Consider the following 17,049-nt stretch of genomic DNA (forward strand, 5'->3'; position numbering starts at 1 on the left):
GTCCCGCGGGCCTTCTGCTTTCAAGACGCCTGCGTCAGGCCAGAACGGCGAGCAGGAGAAGGGCCACGATGTTGGTGATCTTGATCGCGGGGTTAACCGCCGGACCGGCCGTATCCTTGTAGGGATCGCCGACGGTGTCACCCGTCACCGAGGCCTTGTGCGCTTCGGATCCCTTCATGTGGCGCGTGCCGTTGCGGTCGACGAAGCCGTCCTCGAAGCTCTTCTTCGCATTGTCCCAGGCACCGCCGCCGGACGTCATCGAGATGGCCACGAAAAGGCCGTTGACGATCACGCCGAGGAGCGAGGCACCGAGCGCCGCGAAGGCGGACGCCTTCGAGCCGGAGATCAGCAGCACGCCGAAATAGACGACGATCGGCGCCAGCACCGGCAGCAGCGACGGGATGATCATTTCGCGGATCGCCGCCTTCGTCAGCATGTCGACGGCCCGGCCATAGTCCGGCCGATCCTTGCCTTCCATGATGCCCGGCTTTTCCTTGAACTGGCGACGAACCTCCTCCACGACGGCGCTCCCGGCACGGCCGACGGCGGTCATCGCGATGCCGCCGAAGAGATAGGGAATGAGACCGCCGAAGATCAGCCCGGCGACGACGTAAGGATTGGACAGGTCGAAGGAGATCGTCCCGACGTCGGCGAAATAGGGATGCTTGTCGCCATTGGCAGCGAAATAGGCGAGGTCGTTGGAATAGGCGGCGAAGAGCACCAGGGCACCAAGCCCCGCTGAACCGATCGCGTAACCCTTCGTCACGGCCTTGGTGGTGTTGCCGACGGCGTCCAATGCATCGGTCGACTTGCGCACCTCGGGCGGCAGATGCGACATCTCGGCGATGCCGCCGGCATTGTCGGTCACGGGACCGAAGGCGTCGAGCGCTACGATCATGCCGGCAAGACCGAGCATGGCGGTCACGGCGATGGCCGTCCCGAAGAGGCCGGCGAACTGATAGGTCGCGATGATGCCGCCGACGATGACAATGGCCGGCAAGGCGGTCGATTCGAGGGACACGGCGAGGCCCTGGATCACGTTGGTGCCGTGGCCGGTAACCGATGCCTGCGCGATCGAGTTCACCGGCCGCTTGTTCGTCCCCGTATAATATTCGGTGATCACGACGATCAGCGCGGTGACGATAAGGCCGATGATGCCGCAGAGAAACAGGTTCCAGCCGGTGATGTCCATGCCCGCGACGGTTCCGATCGAACCCCATCCGATCGTCAGCGATGTCGCAGCGCCAAGGCCGAGGATCGAAAGAGCGCCCGTAACGATCAGCCCGCGATAGAGCGCGCCCATGATCGAGGCGTTGGCGCCGAGCTTGACGAAGAAAGTGCCGATGATCGAGGTGATGATGCAGGCCGCGCAGATCGCCAGCGGATAGGTCATGACGGTTGCGAGCACCGGGGCTCCGGCGAAGAAGATCGATGCAAGCACCATCGTCGCCACGACGGAGACCGCATAGGTCTCGAAGAGGTCGGCGGCCATGCCGGCGCAGTCGCCGACATTGTCGCCGACGTTGTCGGCGATTGTCGCCGGGTTGCGCGGGTCGTCCTCGGGGATGCCTGCTTCGACCTTGCCGACGAGGTCGCCGCCGACATCGGCGCCTTTCGTGAAGATGCCGCCGCCGAGACGGGCGAAGATCGAAATCAGCGACGCCCCGAAGCCGAGCGCGACAAGCGCATCGATGACCTCGCGCGCGGCAGGCTCATGCCCGAGGCCTGCGGTGAGTATGAGGTAGTAGACCGAGACGCCCAGGAGGGCGAGGCCGGCCACCAGCATGCCGGTGATTGCACCGGATTTGAATGCGATGTCGAGACCGGAGGCGAGACTGACTGAGGCGGCCTGGGCCGTACGGACGTTGGCCCTGACCGAAACATGCATGCCGATGAAGCCCGCGGCACCTGAGAGCACCGCACCGATAAGGAAGCCGATGGCAGCTGCACCCGACAACAGGAGCCATGCGGCGATGAAGACGACGACACCGACTATGGCAATGGTTGTGTACTGACGCGTGAGGTAGGCCTGCGCCCCCTCTCTGATAAAACCTGCGATTTCTTGCATGCGGGCATTCCCCTGGTCGGCGGCAAGCACCGACTTTGTCGCCCAGATGGCATAGACCACCGAAAGCAACCCGCATGCGATAACGCCCAACAATATGGTCATTTCGCACTTTCCTCCGTTACAACCTGCGGGCTCATCCCTGCCGCAGGCCCCTCTCTCCGCGAATCACGCGCCGCCTCCTCAAGCGACGCGTTTTCGCGGCGCGGCCAGAGTGCTGTTGCCGATGTGGATCGTCAAGCCCCTGAAATTGCCCGCATGCCGGCCTTTTCAGGGTCCGGGAAGCGTTCGGGTAAAACAGGCTTTCAGGCGGTAGCCTGCTTGCCTGCGCGCATGAGCGGGAGAAGGAGAAGAAGGCAGAAACCGGCCACCGGCCAGACAGCCGCGCTCAGCATGTCCCAACCATAGCCGGAAAGCACCTTGCCGGACGCGAAGGAAGAACAAGCGACGGCTGAGAAGAGAACGATATCGTGAAAGCCCTGGACCTTGTCTGCCTCATGCGGCCGGTAACTCTGCGCGACGATCGCCGTGGAGCCGATGAACCCGAAATTCCAGCCGAGGCCGAGCAGTGACAGCGCGCCCCAGAAATTCCAGAGTGCGACACCGAGGTGAGCCACGGCAGCGCAGGCCATCAGCAGGAGGAGACCACAGGCGACGATGCGTTCGGCGCCGAAGCGGCTGATCAGCCAACCCGTGACGAAACTCGGAGCGAACATCGCAAGCACATGCCATTGGATTCCGAGCGTCGCGAGATCGCTCGAAAAACCGCAGCCGACAACCATGGCGACGGGCGCGCCCGTCATCATGAAGGTCATCAGGACATAGCTGGAAATCCCGCAGATCATTCCCGTCATGAAACGCTGGCTGCCCGCAATCTCGCGCAGCGGACGCGCGGGTGGCTGCTCGTGATGGGCCGATGCCGTTGTGTGGTCCGGCAGCCGCAGCGGCACGAAGAAGAAGAGCGCGACGATGCAGACCGGTACGAGAGCGACGAAAGCACCCGCAAACCACACGGGCGCGAAGTAATCGCCCGCGAAAATGACGATCTGCGGTCCGAGGATCGCCGAGACGATGCCGCCTCCCAGAATCCAGGAAATCGCCTTGGCCTTGTAGAAGGACGGCGAAGCGTCGGCTGCGGCAAAGCGGAGCTTCTGCGTAAAGCCGTTGGAAGCGCCGAGAACTGCGAGGCCGCAGGCGAAGAACCAGAAACTCTCCCGGAAAAGTGCAGCCGTGGCGAGCACGCCGCCGAGCGCAGCGATCGACGCACCGGCGATGAAGGCGAAGCGTCGGCCAACGAGTCGCGACAACACCGCAACGAGCACGACGCCGAGCGCCATGCCGAGATTGTAGGCGGTGAGCGGCGCCGTCGCGAGCGACTTGTCTTCGCCGAGCAACTGGTGGCCGGCAACGCCGCCGACTGCAAAACTGATCGGTCCGACAACGCCGAGCAGTGCCTGGGCGACGGTAAGCAACTGCACGTTTCGGCGTGCCTCGCGGAGGACCGTTCCCATTTCTGCCGGCTCGGCGGCCATCCGCGCTTACTTTCTCTGGTCGCCGCGAACCTGTTTGGCGATCCGGTCGAGGACGGCGTTGACGAGCTTCGGCTCTTCGTCCTGGAAGAATGCCTTGGCGATCTCGACATATTCGGTCACGATCACCGGAACCGGCACATCCTTTCGCTCAAGGATCTCGAAGGTGCCGGCGCGCAGGATTGCGCGGACGGTGGAATCGAGCCGGGAAAGCGCCCAATCGTCCTGAAGCGCCGAGCCGATCAACGGATCGAGCTTGCGCTGGTCGCGCACGACGCCCGCAACGATCGAGCGGAACCAGGACGCGTCTGCCCGGAGATAGGTGTCACCGTCCAGTTCCTTGCCGAGGCGATGTTCCTCGTATTCGGCGACAATCTCCAGGACGCCGGTCCCGCCGACATCCATCTGATAAAGCGCCTGAACGGCTGCAAGGCGCGCGGCGCCACGCTGGTTGACCTGTTTCAGCGGCTGATCCGAAGGGGTGTTCGTCACTTCTCTGCGCCCAATCTTTGCTTCAGTTCGATCATGGTCAGGGCGGCGCGCGCGGCGAATCCGCCCTTGTCGCCTTCCGTACGGCGGGCCCGTGCCCAGGCCTGCTCGTCGTTCTCGACCGTCAGAATGCCGTTGCCGAGCGCCAGGCTCTCGCTGACGGCGAGATCCATCAGCGCGCGCGCGGACTCGTTGGCGACGATGTCGAAATGGTAGGTCTCGCCGCGGATCACCATGCCGAGCGCAACGAAGCCGTCATATTCCGCCCCGCCTTCGTCGGCACCATCGAGCGCCATGGCGATCGCCGCGGGAATTTCCAGTGCCCCCGGGACCGTCACAATATCATAAGTGGCGCCGGCCGCATCCAGCGCATGTTTCGCTCCATCGAGCATCGCGTCGGCCATATCGTCATAGAAACGCGCTTCCACAATCAGGATGTGGACGGGCTTGATCTTCGCCATGGATCACCTGTCTTGAAAAATTCGGACCGGACTTGGCCGGTGCAGGCGGCGGTCAAACCATGCCCGGCACGGAATGGCAAGTAAATTCCGTTAACCGAAGGGCATTTGCCGTACCGCAATCTTCGATATTGGTGGAGCCGAACAGCAAACCCGCTTGTAACGGCGTCAACTGTCTCTAATCCTTAAGCGCGCCCAGGCCGATTCCGCGAGGTCGAGCCGGGCATGAGACGCGACCAGGAGGACGACTGCGATGACGGACGCGCAAAGGCCCATCGTCAATCCGAAGAACCTGAAGCTCGACCACTGGCGCCGTGGTTCGTTCTTCGAATCCAGCGACGTCTCTTTCGGGGCGCTTCTCGGTCTCAAGGATATCGGCATCGGCTACGGCGAGGTTCCGCCCGGCAAATCCGGGTGTCCGTTCCATAACCACCATGTCGAAGAAGAGCTGTTCATCATCCTCGAGGGGGAAGGAACGTACCGTTTCGGCAGCGAACGCCATGCGGTCGGACCAGGCGACATACTCGGAGCGCCCGCTGGCGGCCAGGAGACCGCGCATCACCTCATCAATACCGGCACGCTGCCGCTCAAATACCTGTCCATTTCCACCATCGCGGCCACCGAAATCTGCGAATATCCGAACTCCGGCAAGTTCCTGGCAAGGACCCGGCGTCCGGGCGAAGGCCAGGCGTCGTTCGACTTCATTGGCCGCGCGCCCTCGGCGGCCGACTATTGGGACGGTGAACCGGGCTTCTGAACTCTACTCTTCCCTGTCAGAATAAGCGGAGCGACAATGCACAGCGTCCCCACGATCGAAACCGAGCGGCTATTCCTGCGCCCCTACCGGCGCGACGACTTTTCTTCCTATTGCGCACTCTTCGGCGACGAGGAAGTGACCCGCTATACCGGCGGCGTGCCTTACACACGCGAACAATCCTGGACGCGATTCCTGCGCCAGGTCGGCATGTGGCACTACTTCGGCTTCGGCTTTTTCGCGATCCAGGACAAGCAAACCGGCGCCTTTATCGGAGAGGCCGGCTTCCACGAAGCGCATCGCCAGATCACGCCCTCGCTGGAGGGAACGATGGAGACAGGCTGGGCGATTTCTCCAAAAAACCACGGCCGCGGCCTGGCGACGGAAGCCGTGACCGCCGCCCTCGCCTGGGCCGACCGTCAGTTTCCCGCGCTGAGAAAGACCTGCATCATCGAACCGGGCAACCAGGCTTCGATCAATGTCGCCCTCAAACACGGTTTCAAGGAATTCTGGCGCACAACCTATAACGGCCGGCCGATGGTCATGTTCGAAAGGCGGTCGAGGGCATCCGAGGCTTAGAGCTGTATGAGGAAAAGTGTGTGCGGTTTTCCGCTCGCATCCCGCGTCTGAACTTCCTGGAACCGATCACCTTCATGTCTTAAGTCGATCCGACCCAAAACATGGTGATCCAGGCCCCGCGCGGAAAAGCGGAAAGATGAACAATTCTTAATTATTTTCAGCCTTTTACGCCACCGAAACGGCCACATTCCGGTCCACTTTCGTGACCGTTGGCACGGCGCGAGATCCTGGTCGGACACAACAAGGCGCAGTACCAACCAGTCGAAACGGTCCAGCTTTCTTCGCTGCGGGCGACATCACCCGTAAACGACCCGTGCTGGCCTGCAGGCTGCGCCTCAGAGAAGCAAACGGCCGTGGCAGGTCACGTGACCGATCGTCGCTGGGGCAGCCGCAAAACCAAAAGGAGCATGACAATGAACAGCATTGCGAAAATCTCCGTCATCGCCACCCTCTCCGCCCTTACCTTCGCCGGAATCTCCCAAGCGGCGAGCGTCGAAATGAACTGGCCGGACCGGATCGACCAGACCGTGCGCACCTTCAAGGGCGACAATTTCCGCGTTGTCGATGTCGATACGTTGAGCCGCCAGAACCAGACCCGTATGCGAGTAGACAAGGCAACACCGGGGCAGCGTGCCGCATTGCAAGCCGCTGTCGAAGCCAACAGACCGCTGCTCGCTTCGCTTAGGGCACGCAATGTCGAACTGGACAACGTCGCCGCGGCGAAGCAGGCGGCCGATGGCGGACTGACGATCTACCTCCGCTGACCTTTCGGCCGGCTACCCGACAATCTCGTCCGCCCCCACTTTCGGGGGCGGACTTGTTTTGACGGGCGATTTCTTTCAGCCAGACGTTATTCCTGCTTGGGAGCCGGGAATTCCGCCAACCGCGCGGCGTAGCGCGCCATCGTGTCCACCTCGAAATTGACGAGATCGCCGGACTTGCGTTCGCCCCAGGTCGTCACTTCGAGCGAATGTCGGATCAGCAATACGTCGAATTCGACGCCATCCACCTTGTTCACGGTGAGCGACGTCCCGTCGAGCGCCACCGAGCCCTTGGGCGCGATGAATTTCGCGAGATGTTCGGGTGCCCTGAGGCGGAAGCGCACGGCTTCCCCCTCCGCTTCGACGGCAAGGATCTCCGCTTTGCCGTCGACATGGCCGGAGACGATGTGACCGCCCAGTTCGTCGCCGATCTTCAGCGAGCGCTCAAGATTGATGCGCGTGCCCTCACGCCAGTCGGCGATCGTCGTCAGCCTCAGCGCTTCCTCCCATGCCTCGACCTCGAACCAGCGTTCGTTGCTGCCGGCTTCCGGAAGTGACGTGACGGTCAGGCAGATGCCGGCATGCGCGACCGAGGCACCCAGATCGATCGTCTGCGCGTCGTAATTCGTGGCGACGCGAAGCTTGATGCCTTCCTCGAGAGGTGTGACCTTCTCGACCGTACCGATGTCGGTGATGATGCCTGTAAACATTCAGCTATCTCTCTCGTAATCCTCGAAAATATCGTCGCCATAGCGCGCCGTGCGGCGAAGCGTGAAGCCCTCCGGCACCGACGTCCTTTGAAATGGGGATGAAATACCACCTTCGCCAATGGCTGCCGGACCGGTGAAAAGCAGGATTCGATCCACCAGATCCGCATCGAGAAAGGAACGCGCCGCTCTGGCCCCACCCTCCACGAGCAGGGAGGAGATGCCCCGGGATGCAAGTGCGGCCAGGAGGTCTGGGATGGTATCGGCGCTCAGCAGCTCGGCCCCCGCAGCTTCGAGGGCTCCTCGACGGGCGTCGTAATCGGTCCCTGCCTCCGCGAGCGGAGAGAGGACTGGTTCTCGGGTCGAACCCGAGGAGAGGGGCAAACTGCTCTGCCCCTCATCCGCCCTTCGGGCACCTGCTCCCTGCTCGTGGGAAGAAGGATAGCCCGCGTCTCCCGTTACGACGATCAGCGGAACGTCGCGCGCAGTGCGGACCAATTTCGACTCGAGCGGCAGATCGAGGCGGCGGTCGAGCACGATCCGGACCGGAGAGCGCTCCTCCAGCCCTGGCATCCGCACCGTAAGTTCCGGATCGTCGGCAATGGCCGTACCGATACCGACGAGGATCGCGTCCGTCTCGGCACGCAACACCTGCACCTGGGCGCGAGAGACGGCACCGGAAATCCTCACCTGCCCCTCGCCTCTCCGTCCGATCATGCCGTCCGCGGAAACCGCAAGTTTCAGAGTCACATGCGGGCGTTTCTTGCGCTGACGCATGAGGTAGGCCTCGAGCACACGCCCGCCCTCTTCATGGAGCGTGCCTATGTCGACGTCAATGCCGGCGCCGCGAAGCATCACCACGCCGCGGCCGGCAACGCGTTCATCGGGATCGAGGATGGAAACGACGACACGGCCGACCCCCGAGGCGATCAGCGCATCTGCGCAGGGCGGGGTCTTGCCATGATGCGAGCAGGGTTCGAGGGCGACATAGGCGGTCGCTCCCCTCGCCTTTTCGCCCGCCTCCGCAAGCGCCTGCGTTTCCGCGTGCGGTCGCCCGCCCGGAGCGGTCACGGCTCGGCCGACGATCGTGCCCTTGTTGACGATGATGCAGCCGACCGAGGGATTGGTGGAAGTCAGGCCGAGATTGCGCCTTGCAAGCCGCAGCGCCGCCGCCATGAAACGTTCGTCTTCACGTGCCGGCTCGCCCATACCGCTTGTTCTCCGGGTTATTCGCCCGGATCGCGGGCAATCTTGGCGCTTATCTCGGCGATCACCTTTTCGAAATCCTCCGCATGGGAGAAATCGCGATAGACCGACGCGTAGCGCACGAAGGCAACGTCGTCGAGGCTCTTCAACGCCTCGAGCACCTGAAGGCCGATTTCCTCCGAGGGAATTTCGGTTTCGCCCGAGCTTTCGAGCCGGCGGACGATGCCCGACACCGCCCGTTCGATCCGGTCGCGATCCACCGGGCGCTTGCGAAGCGCGATCTCGAAGGAGCGCAGCAGCTTATCCCGGTCGAAAGGAACCTTCCGACCGGTCTTCTTGATGATCATCAGCTCACGCAGCTGCACCCGCTCGAAGGTCGTGAAGCGGCCGCCGCAATCCGGGCAGATGCGGCGGCGGCGAATGGCGTTCCCGTCCTCCGCCGGACGGGAATCCTTCACCTGACTGTCTTCGGAACCGCAATAGGGGCAGCGCATGCAGCCGTCCGATCACATATAGCCGTACATCGGGAAGCGGTCGGTGAGCTTGATCACCTTCTCGCGCACGCCAGCCTCGACAGCGGCATTGCCCTCGTCGGAATTGGCGGCCTTGAGACCGTCGAGCACCTCGACGATCAGTTCGCCGACCTCCTTGAACTCCGCCTCCTTGAAGCCGCGCGTCGTACCGGCCGGTGCACCGAGGCGCACGCCGGAGGTGACGAAGGGCTTTTCGGGGTCGAAGGGAATGCCGTTCTTGTTGCAGGTGACGTAGGCACGGCCGAGAGCAGCTTCGGCACGCTTGCCGGTCGCATTCTTCTTGCGCAGGTCGACCAGCATCAGGTGGTTGTCGGTACCGCCCGAGACGATGTCCAGGCCGTTGGCCTTCAAGGTTTCGGCAAGGGTGCGGGCGTTCTTGACGACCTGGGCCGCATAATCCTTGAAGGAGGGCTGCAGCGCCTCGCCAAGCGCGACGGCCTTGGCGGCAATCACGTGCATCAGCGGCCCACCCTGGAGACCGGGGAATACGGCGGAGTTGATCTTCTTGGCGATTTCCTCGTCATTGGTGAGGATCATGCCGCCGCGGGGGCCGCGCAGGGACTTGTGCGTGGTCGTCGTCGCAACGTGGCAGTGCGGGAACGGCGACGGATGCTGGCCACCGGCCACGAGACCGGCGATGTGGGCCATGTCGACCATCAGCCACGCGCCCACCTCGTCGGCGATCTCGCGGAAGCGCTTCCAGTCCCAGATGCGGGAATAGGCCGTTCCGCCGGCGATGATCAGTTTCGGCTTCTGCTCGCGCGCCTTCCTGGCGACTTCGTCCATGTCGAGAAGGTGATCGTCTTCGCGCACGCCGTAGGAAACGACGTTGAACCATTTGCCCGACATGTTCACCGGGGACCCATGGGTCAGGTGGCCGCCGGAATTGAGGTCGAGGCCCATGAAGGTGTCGCCCGGCTGCAGCAGCGCCAGGAAGACCGCCTGGTTCATCTGGGAGCCCGAATTCGGTTGCACGTTCGCGAAGTTGACGCCGAAGAGCTTCTTGGCGCGCTCGATCGCGAGTGCCTCGGCGATATCGACATATTGGCAGCCGCCGTAATAGCGCTTGCCCGGGTAACCCTCGGCGTATTTGTTGGTCATGATCGAGCCCTGCGCCTCGAGCACGGCCCGTGAAACGATGTTCTCGGAGGCGATCAGCTCGATCTCATGGCGCTGGCGGCCCAGCTCCTTCTCGATCGCACCGAAGATTTCCGGATCGCTGTCGGCGAGAGAGCGGGTGAAGAAAGCGTCGTTGGTCTGTGAAAGCATCGGCTCGAGGCTCCTCTGAAGGGTGGCTGTTCTTTAGCTTCCTCGCACGCGGAGAGCAATATCCGCTATGCGGATTGCGTCATTTCCGCCATCCGCCGCGCCGGGTTCGCAGAGCCGCCTCCAATTGAAAAAGCCGCGCGTTCGATGAACGCGCGGCCTCTGATGAGGAATGCGGCATTTTTGCCTATTGCGGCAGGGCGTCGGCGTCGATGGGACCGGCTGACTGCTCGATCCCCGTCGTCGTTTGCAGCGCGAGTTCGGCCGCACCGTCGCGCTGGTAGATGTCGTCGCGGAACTGGACGACCCGGTCTTTTGCCGACCAGGCGGTGATATAGGTGAAGTAGACCGGGACCTCTTCGGCAAGCTTGATCGGCGTGTTGACGCCGGACTTGATCGTCGCCTCGATCTGCTGACGCGCCCAGCCTGGAGTTTCCTTGAGCAGCCAGGTGGAGAGGTCGCGCACGTTCTGAACGCGCACGCAGCCGGACGATTCGAAGCGCATCAGCTTGTTGAACAGGCCCTGCTGCGGTGTGTCGTGCATGTAGACGGCATGCTCGTTGTGGAAGTTGATCTTCGTCGAGGACATCGCGTTGATCTTGCCGGGATCCTGGCGGAACATCAGATTCGGCGCCTTCTCGGCCTGCCAGTCGATCGTTTCCGGCGACACTTCGTTGCCGTTGCCGTCGAGAAGGCGGATCGCGTTGCGCGCGAGATAGGTCGGATCCTTGCGCATCAGCGGCATGATGTCCTTCTGGATGATCGAGCGCGGCGCCGTCCAGTAGGGGTTGAGGATGACCTCGTAAATCTTTGAATTGAGGATCGGCGACTGGCGGTCGATCTTGCCGACGATGGCCGTATGGCGCAGCGCGACGCGGCCGTTCTCCACTGCCTCGATATAGGCCGCAGGAATGTTGACCATGACGTAGCGCCGGCCGAGGTCGCCCGACATCGACTGAAGCCGCACCAGGTTTGTCTCGAGCTGGGCGAGCCGGGTCGAGGCGTCGACGTTCATGGCCTTCAGGGAATACTCGCCGATCACGCCGTCCGCCGGAAGGCCATGGCGCGCCTGGAAGCGCTTGACGGCGCCGTCGACATAGGAGTCGAAGGAAGAGGAAATGCCAGCGGACTGCGGCAGATCGCCGGAGATCATCAGCCGCTGACGCAACTGCTGGACGGAAGGATCGGTAACGCCGATTTCGAGCCTTTGGGTGCTCGCAGGCGTGACCATCGGCCAGCCTCCGGCGGATGCGATCTGCTGATAATCGAAGATCGCCTGCTGCAGATGTGCGATCGTTTCGGGGCCGAAAACCGGCGTGTTGGAGAGGACCGCCGTAGCCGTACGCGAAGCCTTTGCGTCGAACTGGTCGTCCCAGGAGCCGCGACGCGGCGAATTGATGATTTCGTTCAGCGCATCCTGAGCGCCGGCAGCACCCGCCCATGCGGCGGCACCGAAGGTTGCGGCCGAGCGCAGAAATGCGCGGCGCGAGAAAGCATCAATTCCGTTCTTTTTCGACATAGTCCCACCGTCTCAATGCGCCAGAAGCGCGCTGCCCGAGCCCTAAAGCGCATAACGCGATGCGCTTTACGTCTTTGCATTCATGCAAGTCGCGTCCCAAAACCGATGTGCGCTTTTGGGCGACATGCATTAGCACGGTCATGGTTAACAAAGGTAAACCCCCGTGCCACCCGGCCCTCAAATCGCTTCACGTTCCCGCGAACAGAGCCGCCCCGGCAGGCGAGCCGCGCAACCGACCTCCGCCATATGGACGTAATCGCGCACCTACCGCACCCAAGCGTCGCTGTCACAGCAATATGGCCAATTCGTGTCTGCGCGCCGCCGGCGGGGCGCAGCGCTGCAACTACATGGCGCGAAAAGCAGCAAAGGTCGGACACGCAGGGATTGCGCCCGACCCTTGAGACTGAAGGTAAACCCGCCCCGATTAGAGGCGATAGAGGATTTGATCGTTCCAGAAGCGGTCGAGACGCTGCAGGAGCTTGTTCATCTGGGTGAACTCGTCGCTGCCGATCCCGCCGACCTTCTGGATCGAACCGATATGGCGCTCATAGAGCTTGGCGACAGTTTCGGCGATCTCCTGCCCCTCTTCCGTAAGGCTGATGCGGACCGAACGGCGGTCGACACGGGAGCGCTGGTGGTTGATCAGGCCGAGATCGACGAGTTTCTTGACGTTGTAGGAAACGTTCGAGCCCAGATAGTAACCGCGGGAGCGAAGTTCGCCGGCAGTCAGTTCGGAGTTTCCGATATTGAAGAGCAGGAGCGCCTGGACGGCATTGACGTCGCTGCGGCCCTGACGATCGAACTCGTCCTTGATGACGTCGAGCAGGCGGCGATGCAGGCGCTCGACGAGGTGGAGGGATTCCATGTAGAGACCACGGATGGTTTCTTCCTGCGGGTCTCTGGGCGCAACAACCTGCGGCTTCATCTTGGTGTTCATTTTCGTGCCTCACTGTTTCGTTTGGCGGTGTCTCTTTGTCTTCCCGCCTTGAGTGAGACCCTATCGAATACGTATAAAATTCTACTTAAACCGCAGCCTTAACATGAACTTACCGCGGACCGAGCCTGTCTCAGGGTGAATCAACCCTTACCTTCCGCACCTGGCGCAGTCGCTGATAGAGCAGCGCGGCCCGGAAAAGCACGAAGGTGACGGCGACGGATCCGTGGAGCACGATCAGCAACGGACGGTGGCCGAGGATGCCGGGATAGAACTTGTCCATCGCGATCTCCGTCGCGGCGGCAACCACCCAGACGACCGGCCCCCAGGAGACCAGAAGCCAGAGCCCGATGGCAGCGACCGGATAGACGACTGCCAGGGCCGTGGCGGCCGCGCGCCACTCCGGCGACAGAAGATCGAAACGGCCGGCGCCGTTATGGGAAAAGCCGATCAGCATGGCCCAATAGCTCAATGCGAACCAGAAGCAGGACGCGCCGACCAGGCGCAGGAACCAGGCGAAGAGCACCTCGGTCAGCGACGGTTTCGGCACATGAACAGAATCATGAAGCATGGCCGGCAAGATAGGCCGAGCGCCGGCGAACCACCAGCGCGAAGGACGGGAATGCGCCGCGATGCACTCGACGGGCGGAAGAAATGCCGCAGGCGGGTGGCGGGCAATGCGGGTTTTCAACCCCTGAAGGCGCATGATAAACCGCCTTCACGCACGATCAGGAAAGAGGGACGCGGCGCGATGAACGACAGGACAAATCTTGTGGACAGGATCACCGGACACCGCCGCATGCGCCGCAATCGCAAGGCGGATTGGACGCGCCGGCTGGTCCGGGAGAACCGCCTGACGGTGGACGACCTGATCTGGCCGATCTTCGTCGTGCCCGGCAGCGGCATCGTCGAGCCGATCGATGCGATGCCGGGCGTCAACCGCATGAGCGTCGACAAGGCGGTCGAGGCCGCGAAGGAGGCGGCCGGCCTCGGCATCCCGGCCATCGCCACCTTCCCCAATATCGACATGGCGCTTCGCGACGAGACCGGATCCGACAGCCTCAACGCCGACAATCTGATCAATCAGGCGACGCGGGCGATCAAGAAGGCCGTACCCGACATCGGGATCATCACCGATGTCGCGCTCGACCCGTTCACCAGCCACGGGCACGACGGCATCCTGCGGGGCGGCGAGATCGTCAACGACGAGACGGTGGAGGCGATCGCCAGGGCGGCGGTCATTCAGGCCGACGCCGGCTCCGACATCATCGCGCCCTCCGACATGATGGACGGGCGGATCGGCGCGATCCGCGAGGCGCTCGACGCGGCCGGCCACCAGAATGTCGGCATCATGTCCTATGCGACGAAATTCGCCTCCGCCTTCTATGGCCCTTATCGAGAGGCGATCGGCACCGGCGGCCTGCTCAAGGGCGACAAGAAGACCTATTACATCGATCCGTCGAACGGTACGGAGGCGATCCGCGATGCGGCACTCGATGTGGAGGAAGGCGCGGACATGCTGATGGTGAAGCCCGGCCTGCCCTATCTCGATATCTGCTGGCGGATGAAGGAAGCCTTCGGCCTGCCGGTCTTCGCGTATCAGGTTTCCGGCGAATACGCGCAGATCAAGGCAGCCGCCGCCAATGGCTGGATCGATGGCGAGCGGGTGATGCTGGAGACGCTGCTCGCCTTCAAGCGGGCGGGTTGCGACGGGATCCTCAGCTACTTTGCCGTCGACGTGGCTCGAATTCTCGCGAAACGCTGACGCCGGTGGCAGAACGGCCAGTGCATAGTTTTACCGCATTCGCTCCCCATATCTTGGGTGGATAGCAATTTGAGGCACGCGCATGAGCATGCATAATGAAGAACTGAGGCTTCCGAGCGAGGACTGGCGCGCCTATCAGGGCGTACTGTCACGCAGGATATTCGCCTTCATCATCGATTACCTGATCGTCGCGCTGCTGTGGATACCGGCGGCCGTCGTGGTCTTCTTCCTCGGCATCCTGACGCTCGGCCTCGGCTTTCTCCTCTACCCGGTCCTCTTCGCTTTGGTGGCGATGCTCTATTTCGGACTGACGGTCGGCGGCCGCGAGCAGGCGTCACCCGGCATGAGGATCATGGGCGTTGCGATCGCCCGGACGGATGGTCGGCCAATGGATTTCCTGACGGCAATCGTCCATCTGGCGATATTCTGGATCGCCAATGCGCTGTTGACGCCGCTCATCCTGCTGATCGGCCTCTTCACCGACCGCGGCCGTCTGCTGCACGACCTGCTGATCGGCACCGTGGCCGTTCGGCGCGACATGTACTGACGGGACCGTTACGCCGAACGAGTGTGTTGACGTTTTCCATTCTTCGGCCATGCTATTACGATGAGCAACCGCACGAAGAGTGATCCCCCCGCTCGATGAACACGCAGACCGCACCGTCTCCTCAGTTCTACCTGACCGCACCGGCAGCCTGTCCCTATCTGCCGAACCAGATGGAACGGAAGGTATTCACCCATATGGTGGGAGAGCGGGCGCCGGAGCTCAACGACCTGCTGACGCAGGGCGGCTTCCGCCGCTCGCAGAACATCGCCTACCGCCCCGCCTGCGAGACCTGCCGGGCTTGCATTTCCGTGCGCATACTCACCAACGAATTCGCACCCACGCGATCCATGCGCCGCGTGCTTGCGGCCAATGGCGAGATCGTCTCCGCGGAATATCCGGCCGAGCCATCGAGCGAGCAGTACAATCTCTTCCGGCGCTATCTCGACTGTCGCCATCAGAAAGGCGGCATGTCCGACATGTCGGTGCTCGACTATGCGATGATGGTCGAGGATACCCATGTACACACGAAGATCATCGAGTACCGGTTGCGGGTAGAAGGCGACGGCATCAACGACAAGGCGCGAGGCCCCCTGATCGCCACGGCCCTGACGGACCGGATGAGCGACGGCCTCTCCATGGTCTATTCCTTCTTCGATCCGGCTCTCTCCGAGCGATCCCTCGGCACCTACATGATTCTGGATCATATCCGCCGGGCAAAGGAACGCGGTCTGCCGCATGTCTATCTCGGCTATTGGGTCAAGGGATCGCGCAAAATGGGGTATAAGACAAAGTTTTTGCCGCAAGAGCACCTTATGGCCCGCGGCTGGGAGCGCTATTCTGGCGAGCACGATTCCACCAAACCCGCCACGGATTGAAAATTGACCCCATCCACTGACGCCGCCCGGCACCGGCGCGGCCTTGCCATCACCGGCCTCGGCGGCCTTGCGCTCTCCTTCGACATTCCGCTGATCCGGTCGGCAGATGGCGAGGTCTGGTCGATCCTTGCCGTGCGCAGCCTCTCGACCTTCCTTGCCGCACTCGCCACATGGGTGGTGATCAACCGCCTGCTCGGCCGCCGCGTCGCCCTGATCCCGGGAAAGGCCGGCCTGATCGCCGGGATCTTTTACGGCATCAACTCCTTCACTTTCCTGCTCGCCGTCTTCAATACGTCGACCGCGAACGTGGTCTTCATCCTGGCGTTCACTTCGATGTTCGCAGCGATCCTCTCCTGGATATTCCTTGGGGAGCGCCCCTCCAACGCCACCTTCCTGACGATGGCGGTCATGCTCGTCGGCGTCGGTGTGATCGTCAGCGACGGGCTCGAAAGCGGGCATGTCTTCGGCGACGCGATGGCGGCATCCTCGGCCTTCCTGCTCGCAAGCGCGATCACGATCAGCCGCGCCAGCGGCCGCGACATGTCGCTCGTGCCGCTGACGACGGCGATCTTCCCGGCGATCGCCGCCTTCATGCTTTTGCCGTCCGGCGGCCTCACGATCGCCGAACCCGCCTACATCCTCTTCAACGGACTGGTGATGATCCCGCTTGCCTTCTTCTGTCTGGCGACGGGGCCGCGCTACCTTTCCGCTCCGGAAGTCGGCATGTTCTACCTGCTGGAGACCATTCTGGCGCCGATCTGGGTATGGATCGTCTTTGCCGAAACGCCGACGAGCCGAACGCTCCTCGGCGGCACGATCCTCATTCTCGCTTTGCTCGGCCATTCGTTTTGGCAGATGCGGGTGAAGGCGGCGCGGGCGCGCATCGCCTGCGTGGAAGTTGCGGGATAAGATTGCCCCTCATCCGCCTGCCGGCACCTTCTCCCCGCAAGCGGGGAGAAGGCACAAGCGGCACTCTCGAACACTTGTTTCACCCCGGTGAAGGGATGCGGAGCACCGCCACGAGTCCCCTTCGCCCCGCTTGCGGGGAGAAGGTGGCCGGCA

Annotated in this window: 18 protein-coding genes; 7 read left to right on the top strand and 11 right to left on the bottom strand. The window is 62.7% G+C overall.

The annotated features are described in order from the left end of the window. Positions 1 to 34: 34 nt before the first annotated feature. The 4 genes from JOH52_RS18775 to ribH all read right to left on the bottom strand — a co-directional run bounded on the left by JOH52_RS18775 (position 35) and on the right by ribH (position 4,544). Positions 35 to 2,170: a sodium-translocating pyrophosphatase gene (locus tag JOH52_RS18775; RefSeq protein ID WP_010969115.1), complete on the bottom strand. Its 2,136-nt coding sequence runs from the start codon at positions 2,168 to 2,170 to the stop codon at positions 35 to 37. A 200-nt stretch (positions 2,171 to 2,370) separates the two neighbouring features. Further along, entirely contained in the window at positions 2,371 to 3,597 is a 1,227-nt protein-coding gene (locus tag JOH52_RS18780) for an MFS transporter (RefSeq protein ID WP_014529813.1), read from the bottom strand. 6 nt (positions 3,598 to 3,603) lie between these two features. After that, complete coding sequence (gene nusB / locus JOH52_RS18785) at positions 3,604 to 4,086, bottom strand: transcription antitermination factor NusB (protein ID WP_003529296.1); 483 nt, start codon at positions 4,084 to 4,086, stop codon at positions 3,604 to 3,606. After that, positions 4,083 to 4,544, bottom strand: coding sequence for a 6,7-dimethyl-8-ribityllumazine synthase (gene ribH / locus JOH52_RS18790; protein ID WP_003529297.1), 462 nt, complete (start codon positions 4,542 to 4,544; stop codon positions 4,083 to 4,085). The genes nusB and ribH overlap by 4 nt, the downstream gene beginning before the upstream one ends. A gap of 250 nt (positions 4,545 to 4,794) precedes the next feature. Between ribH and JOH52_RS18795 the strand changes: the two genes are divergently transcribed. The 3 genes from JOH52_RS18795 to JOH52_RS18805 all read left to right on the top strand — a co-directional run bounded on the left by JOH52_RS18795 (position 4,795) and on the right by JOH52_RS18805 (position 6,638). Further along, a complete protein-coding gene (locus tag JOH52_RS18795) occupies positions 4,795 to 5,298 on the top strand; it encodes a cupin domain-containing protein (protein WP_107010472.1) in 504 nt (167 codons plus the stop codon). Between the two features lie 36 nt (positions 5,299 to 5,334). Continuing rightward, on the top strand, positions 5,335 to 5,874 hold the full coding sequence (locus JOH52_RS18800) for a GNAT family N-acetyltransferase (protein ID WP_003529300.1): 540 nt from the start codon (positions 5,335 to 5,337) through the stop codon (positions 5,872 to 5,874). A 413-nt stretch (positions 5,875 to 6,287) separates the two neighbouring features. Next, the gene (locus JOH52_RS18805) at positions 6,288 to 6,638 is read left to right on the top strand and encodes a hypothetical protein (RefSeq protein ID WP_003529302.1); all 351 of its coding nucleotides are present in this window, start codon (positions 6,288 to 6,290) and stop codon (positions 6,636 to 6,638) included. 86 nt (positions 6,639 to 6,724) lie between these two features. Here JOH52_RS18805 and JOH52_RS18810 read toward each other — a convergent pair whose 3' ends face one another. The 7 genes from JOH52_RS18810 to JOH52_RS18840 form a co-directional block, all read right to left on the bottom strand. Then, entirely contained in the window at positions 6,725 to 7,345 is a 621-nt protein-coding gene (locus tag JOH52_RS18810; RefSeq protein ID WP_014529815.1) for a riboflavin synthase, read from the bottom strand. Further along, complete coding sequence (ribD, locus tag JOH52_RS18815; RefSeq protein WP_003529307.1) at positions 7,346 to 8,551, bottom strand: bifunctional diaminohydroxyphosphoribosylaminopyrimidine deaminase/5-amino-6-(5-phosphoribosylamino)uracil reductase RibD; 1,206 nt, start codon at positions 8,549 to 8,551, stop codon at positions 7,346 to 7,348. Positions 8,552 to 8,568: 17 nt separating this feature from the next. After that, positions 8,569 to 9,042, bottom strand: coding sequence for a transcriptional regulator NrdR (gene nrdR, locus JOH52_RS18820; RefSeq protein WP_003529310.1), 474 nt, complete (start codon positions 9,040 to 9,042; stop codon positions 8,569 to 8,571). A gap of 12 nt (positions 9,043 to 9,054) precedes the next feature. Next, positions 9,055 to 10,350 (bottom strand): serine hydroxymethyltransferase, encoded by a 1,296-nt coding sequence (gene glyA / locus JOH52_RS18825; protein WP_010969111.1) that lies wholly within the window; start codon positions 10,348 to 10,350, stop codon positions 9,055 to 9,057. A gap of 184 nt (positions 10,351 to 10,534) precedes the next feature. Beyond that, entirely contained in the window at positions 10,535 to 11,866 is a 1,332-nt protein-coding gene (locus JOH52_RS18830) for a L,D-transpeptidase family protein (protein ID WP_003529314.1), read from the bottom strand. 424 nt (positions 11,867 to 12,290) lie between these two features. Then, positions 12,291 to 12,803: a transcriptional regulator LdtR gene (ldtR, locus tag JOH52_RS18835; protein ID WP_003529316.1), complete on the bottom strand. Its 513-nt coding sequence runs from the start codon at positions 12,801 to 12,803 to the stop codon at positions 12,291 to 12,293. Between the two features lie 130 nt (positions 12,804 to 12,933). Next, complete coding sequence (locus JOH52_RS18840; RefSeq protein WP_010969110.1) at positions 12,934 to 13,371, bottom strand: DUF6163 family protein; 438 nt, start codon at positions 13,369 to 13,371, stop codon at positions 12,934 to 12,936. Between the two features lie 180 nt (positions 13,372 to 13,551). Between JOH52_RS18840 and hemB the strand changes: the two genes are divergently transcribed. The 4 genes from hemB to JOH52_RS18860 all read left to right on the top strand — a co-directional run bounded on the left by hemB (position 13,552) and on the right by JOH52_RS18860 (position 16,896). Further along, positions 13,552 to 14,565, top strand: a complete 1,014-nt coding sequence (gene hemB / locus JOH52_RS18845; protein WP_014526673.1) for a porphobilinogen synthase — start codon at positions 13,552 to 13,554, stop codon at positions 14,563 to 14,565. 82 nt (positions 14,566 to 14,647) lie between these two features. Further along, on the top strand, positions 14,648 to 15,112 hold the full coding sequence (locus JOH52_RS18850) for an RDD family protein (protein ID WP_003529322.1): 465 nt from the start codon (positions 14,648 to 14,650) through the stop codon (positions 15,110 to 15,112). Between the two features lie 95 nt (positions 15,113 to 15,207). Beyond that, positions 15,208 to 15,987: an arginyltransferase gene (locus JOH52_RS18855; protein ID WP_010969108.1), complete on the top strand. Its 780-nt coding sequence runs from the start codon at positions 15,208 to 15,210 to the stop codon at positions 15,985 to 15,987. Between the two features lie 3 nt (positions 15,988 to 15,990). Then, positions 15,991 to 16,896 carry a DMT family transporter gene (locus JOH52_RS18860; RefSeq protein WP_010969107.1) on the top strand — a complete coding sequence of 302 codons (906 nt, stop codon included), beginning with the start codon at positions 15,991 to 15,993 and terminating at the stop codon, positions 16,894 to 16,896. Positions 16,897 to 17,049: the final 153 nt, after the last annotated feature.

The organism is Sinorhizobium meliloti, from assembly GCF_017876815.1.
In the GTDB taxonomy this organism is placed as follows: Bacteria; Pseudomonadota; Alphaproteobacteria; order Rhizobiales; family Rhizobiaceae; genus Sinorhizobium; species Sinorhizobium meliloti.

Bases quoted from the DNA above. Each gene is read 5' to 3' on its own strand.
- JOH52_RS18805 (WP_003529302.1), top strand. From the start codon at position 6,288: ATGAACAGCATTGCGAAAATCTCCGTCATCGCCACCCTCTCCGCCCTT.
- glyA (WP_010969111.1), bottom strand. From the start codon at position 10,350: ATGCTTTCACAGACCAACGACGCTTTCTTCACCCGCTCTCTCGCCGAC.
- hemB (WP_014526673.1), top strand. From the start codon at position 13,552: ATGAACGACAGGACAAATCTTGTGGACAGGATCACCGGACACCGCCGC.
- JOH52_RS18780 (WP_014529813.1), bottom strand. From the start codon at position 3,597: ATGGCCGCCGAGCCGGCAGAAATGGGAACGGTCCTCCGCGAGGCACGC.
- JOH52_RS18810 (WP_014529815.1), bottom strand. From the start codon at position 7,345: ATGTTTACAGGCATCATCACCGACATCGGTACGGTCGAGAAGGTCACA.
- JOH52_RS18850 (WP_003529322.1), top strand. From the start codon at position 14,648: ATGAGCATGCATAATGAAGAACTGAGGCTTCCGAGCGAGGACTGGCGC.
- ribH (WP_003529297.1), bottom strand. From the start codon at position 4,544: ATGGCGAAGATCAAGCCCGTCCACATCCTGATTGTGGAAGCGCGTTTC.
- JOH52_RS18795 (WP_107010472.1), top strand. From the start codon at position 4,795: ATGACGGACGCGCAAAGGCCCATCGTCAATCCGAAGAACCTGAAGCTC.
- JOH52_RS18840 (WP_010969110.1), bottom strand. From the start codon at position 13,371: ATGCTTCATGATTCTGTTCATGTGCCGAAACCGTCGCTGACCGAGGTG.
- JOH52_RS18800 (WP_003529300.1), top strand. From the start codon at position 5,335: ATGCACAGCGTCCCCACGATCGAAACCGAGCGGCTATTCCTGCGCCCC.
- ldtR (WP_003529316.1), bottom strand. From the start codon at position 12,803: ATGAACACCAAGATGAAGCCGCAGGTTGTTGCGCCCAGAGACCCGCAG.
- JOH52_RS18830 (WP_003529314.1), bottom strand. From the start codon at position 11,866: ATGTCGAAAAAGAACGGAATTGATGCTTTCTCGCGCCGCGCATTTCTG.
- JOH52_RS18775 (WP_010969115.1), bottom strand. From the start codon at position 2,170: ATGACCATATTGTTGGGCGTTATCGCATGCGGGTTGCTTTCGGTGGTC.
- ribD (WP_003529307.1), bottom strand. From the start codon at position 8,551: ATGGGCGAGCCGGCACGTGAAGACGAACGTTTCATGGCGGCGGCGCTG.
- nrdR (WP_003529310.1), bottom strand. From the start codon at position 9,042: ATGCGCTGCCCCTATTGCGGTTCCGAAGACAGTCAGGTGAAGGATTCC.
- JOH52_RS18855 (WP_010969108.1), top strand. From the start codon at position 15,208: ATGAACACGCAGACCGCACCGTCTCCTCAGTTCTACCTGACCGCACCG.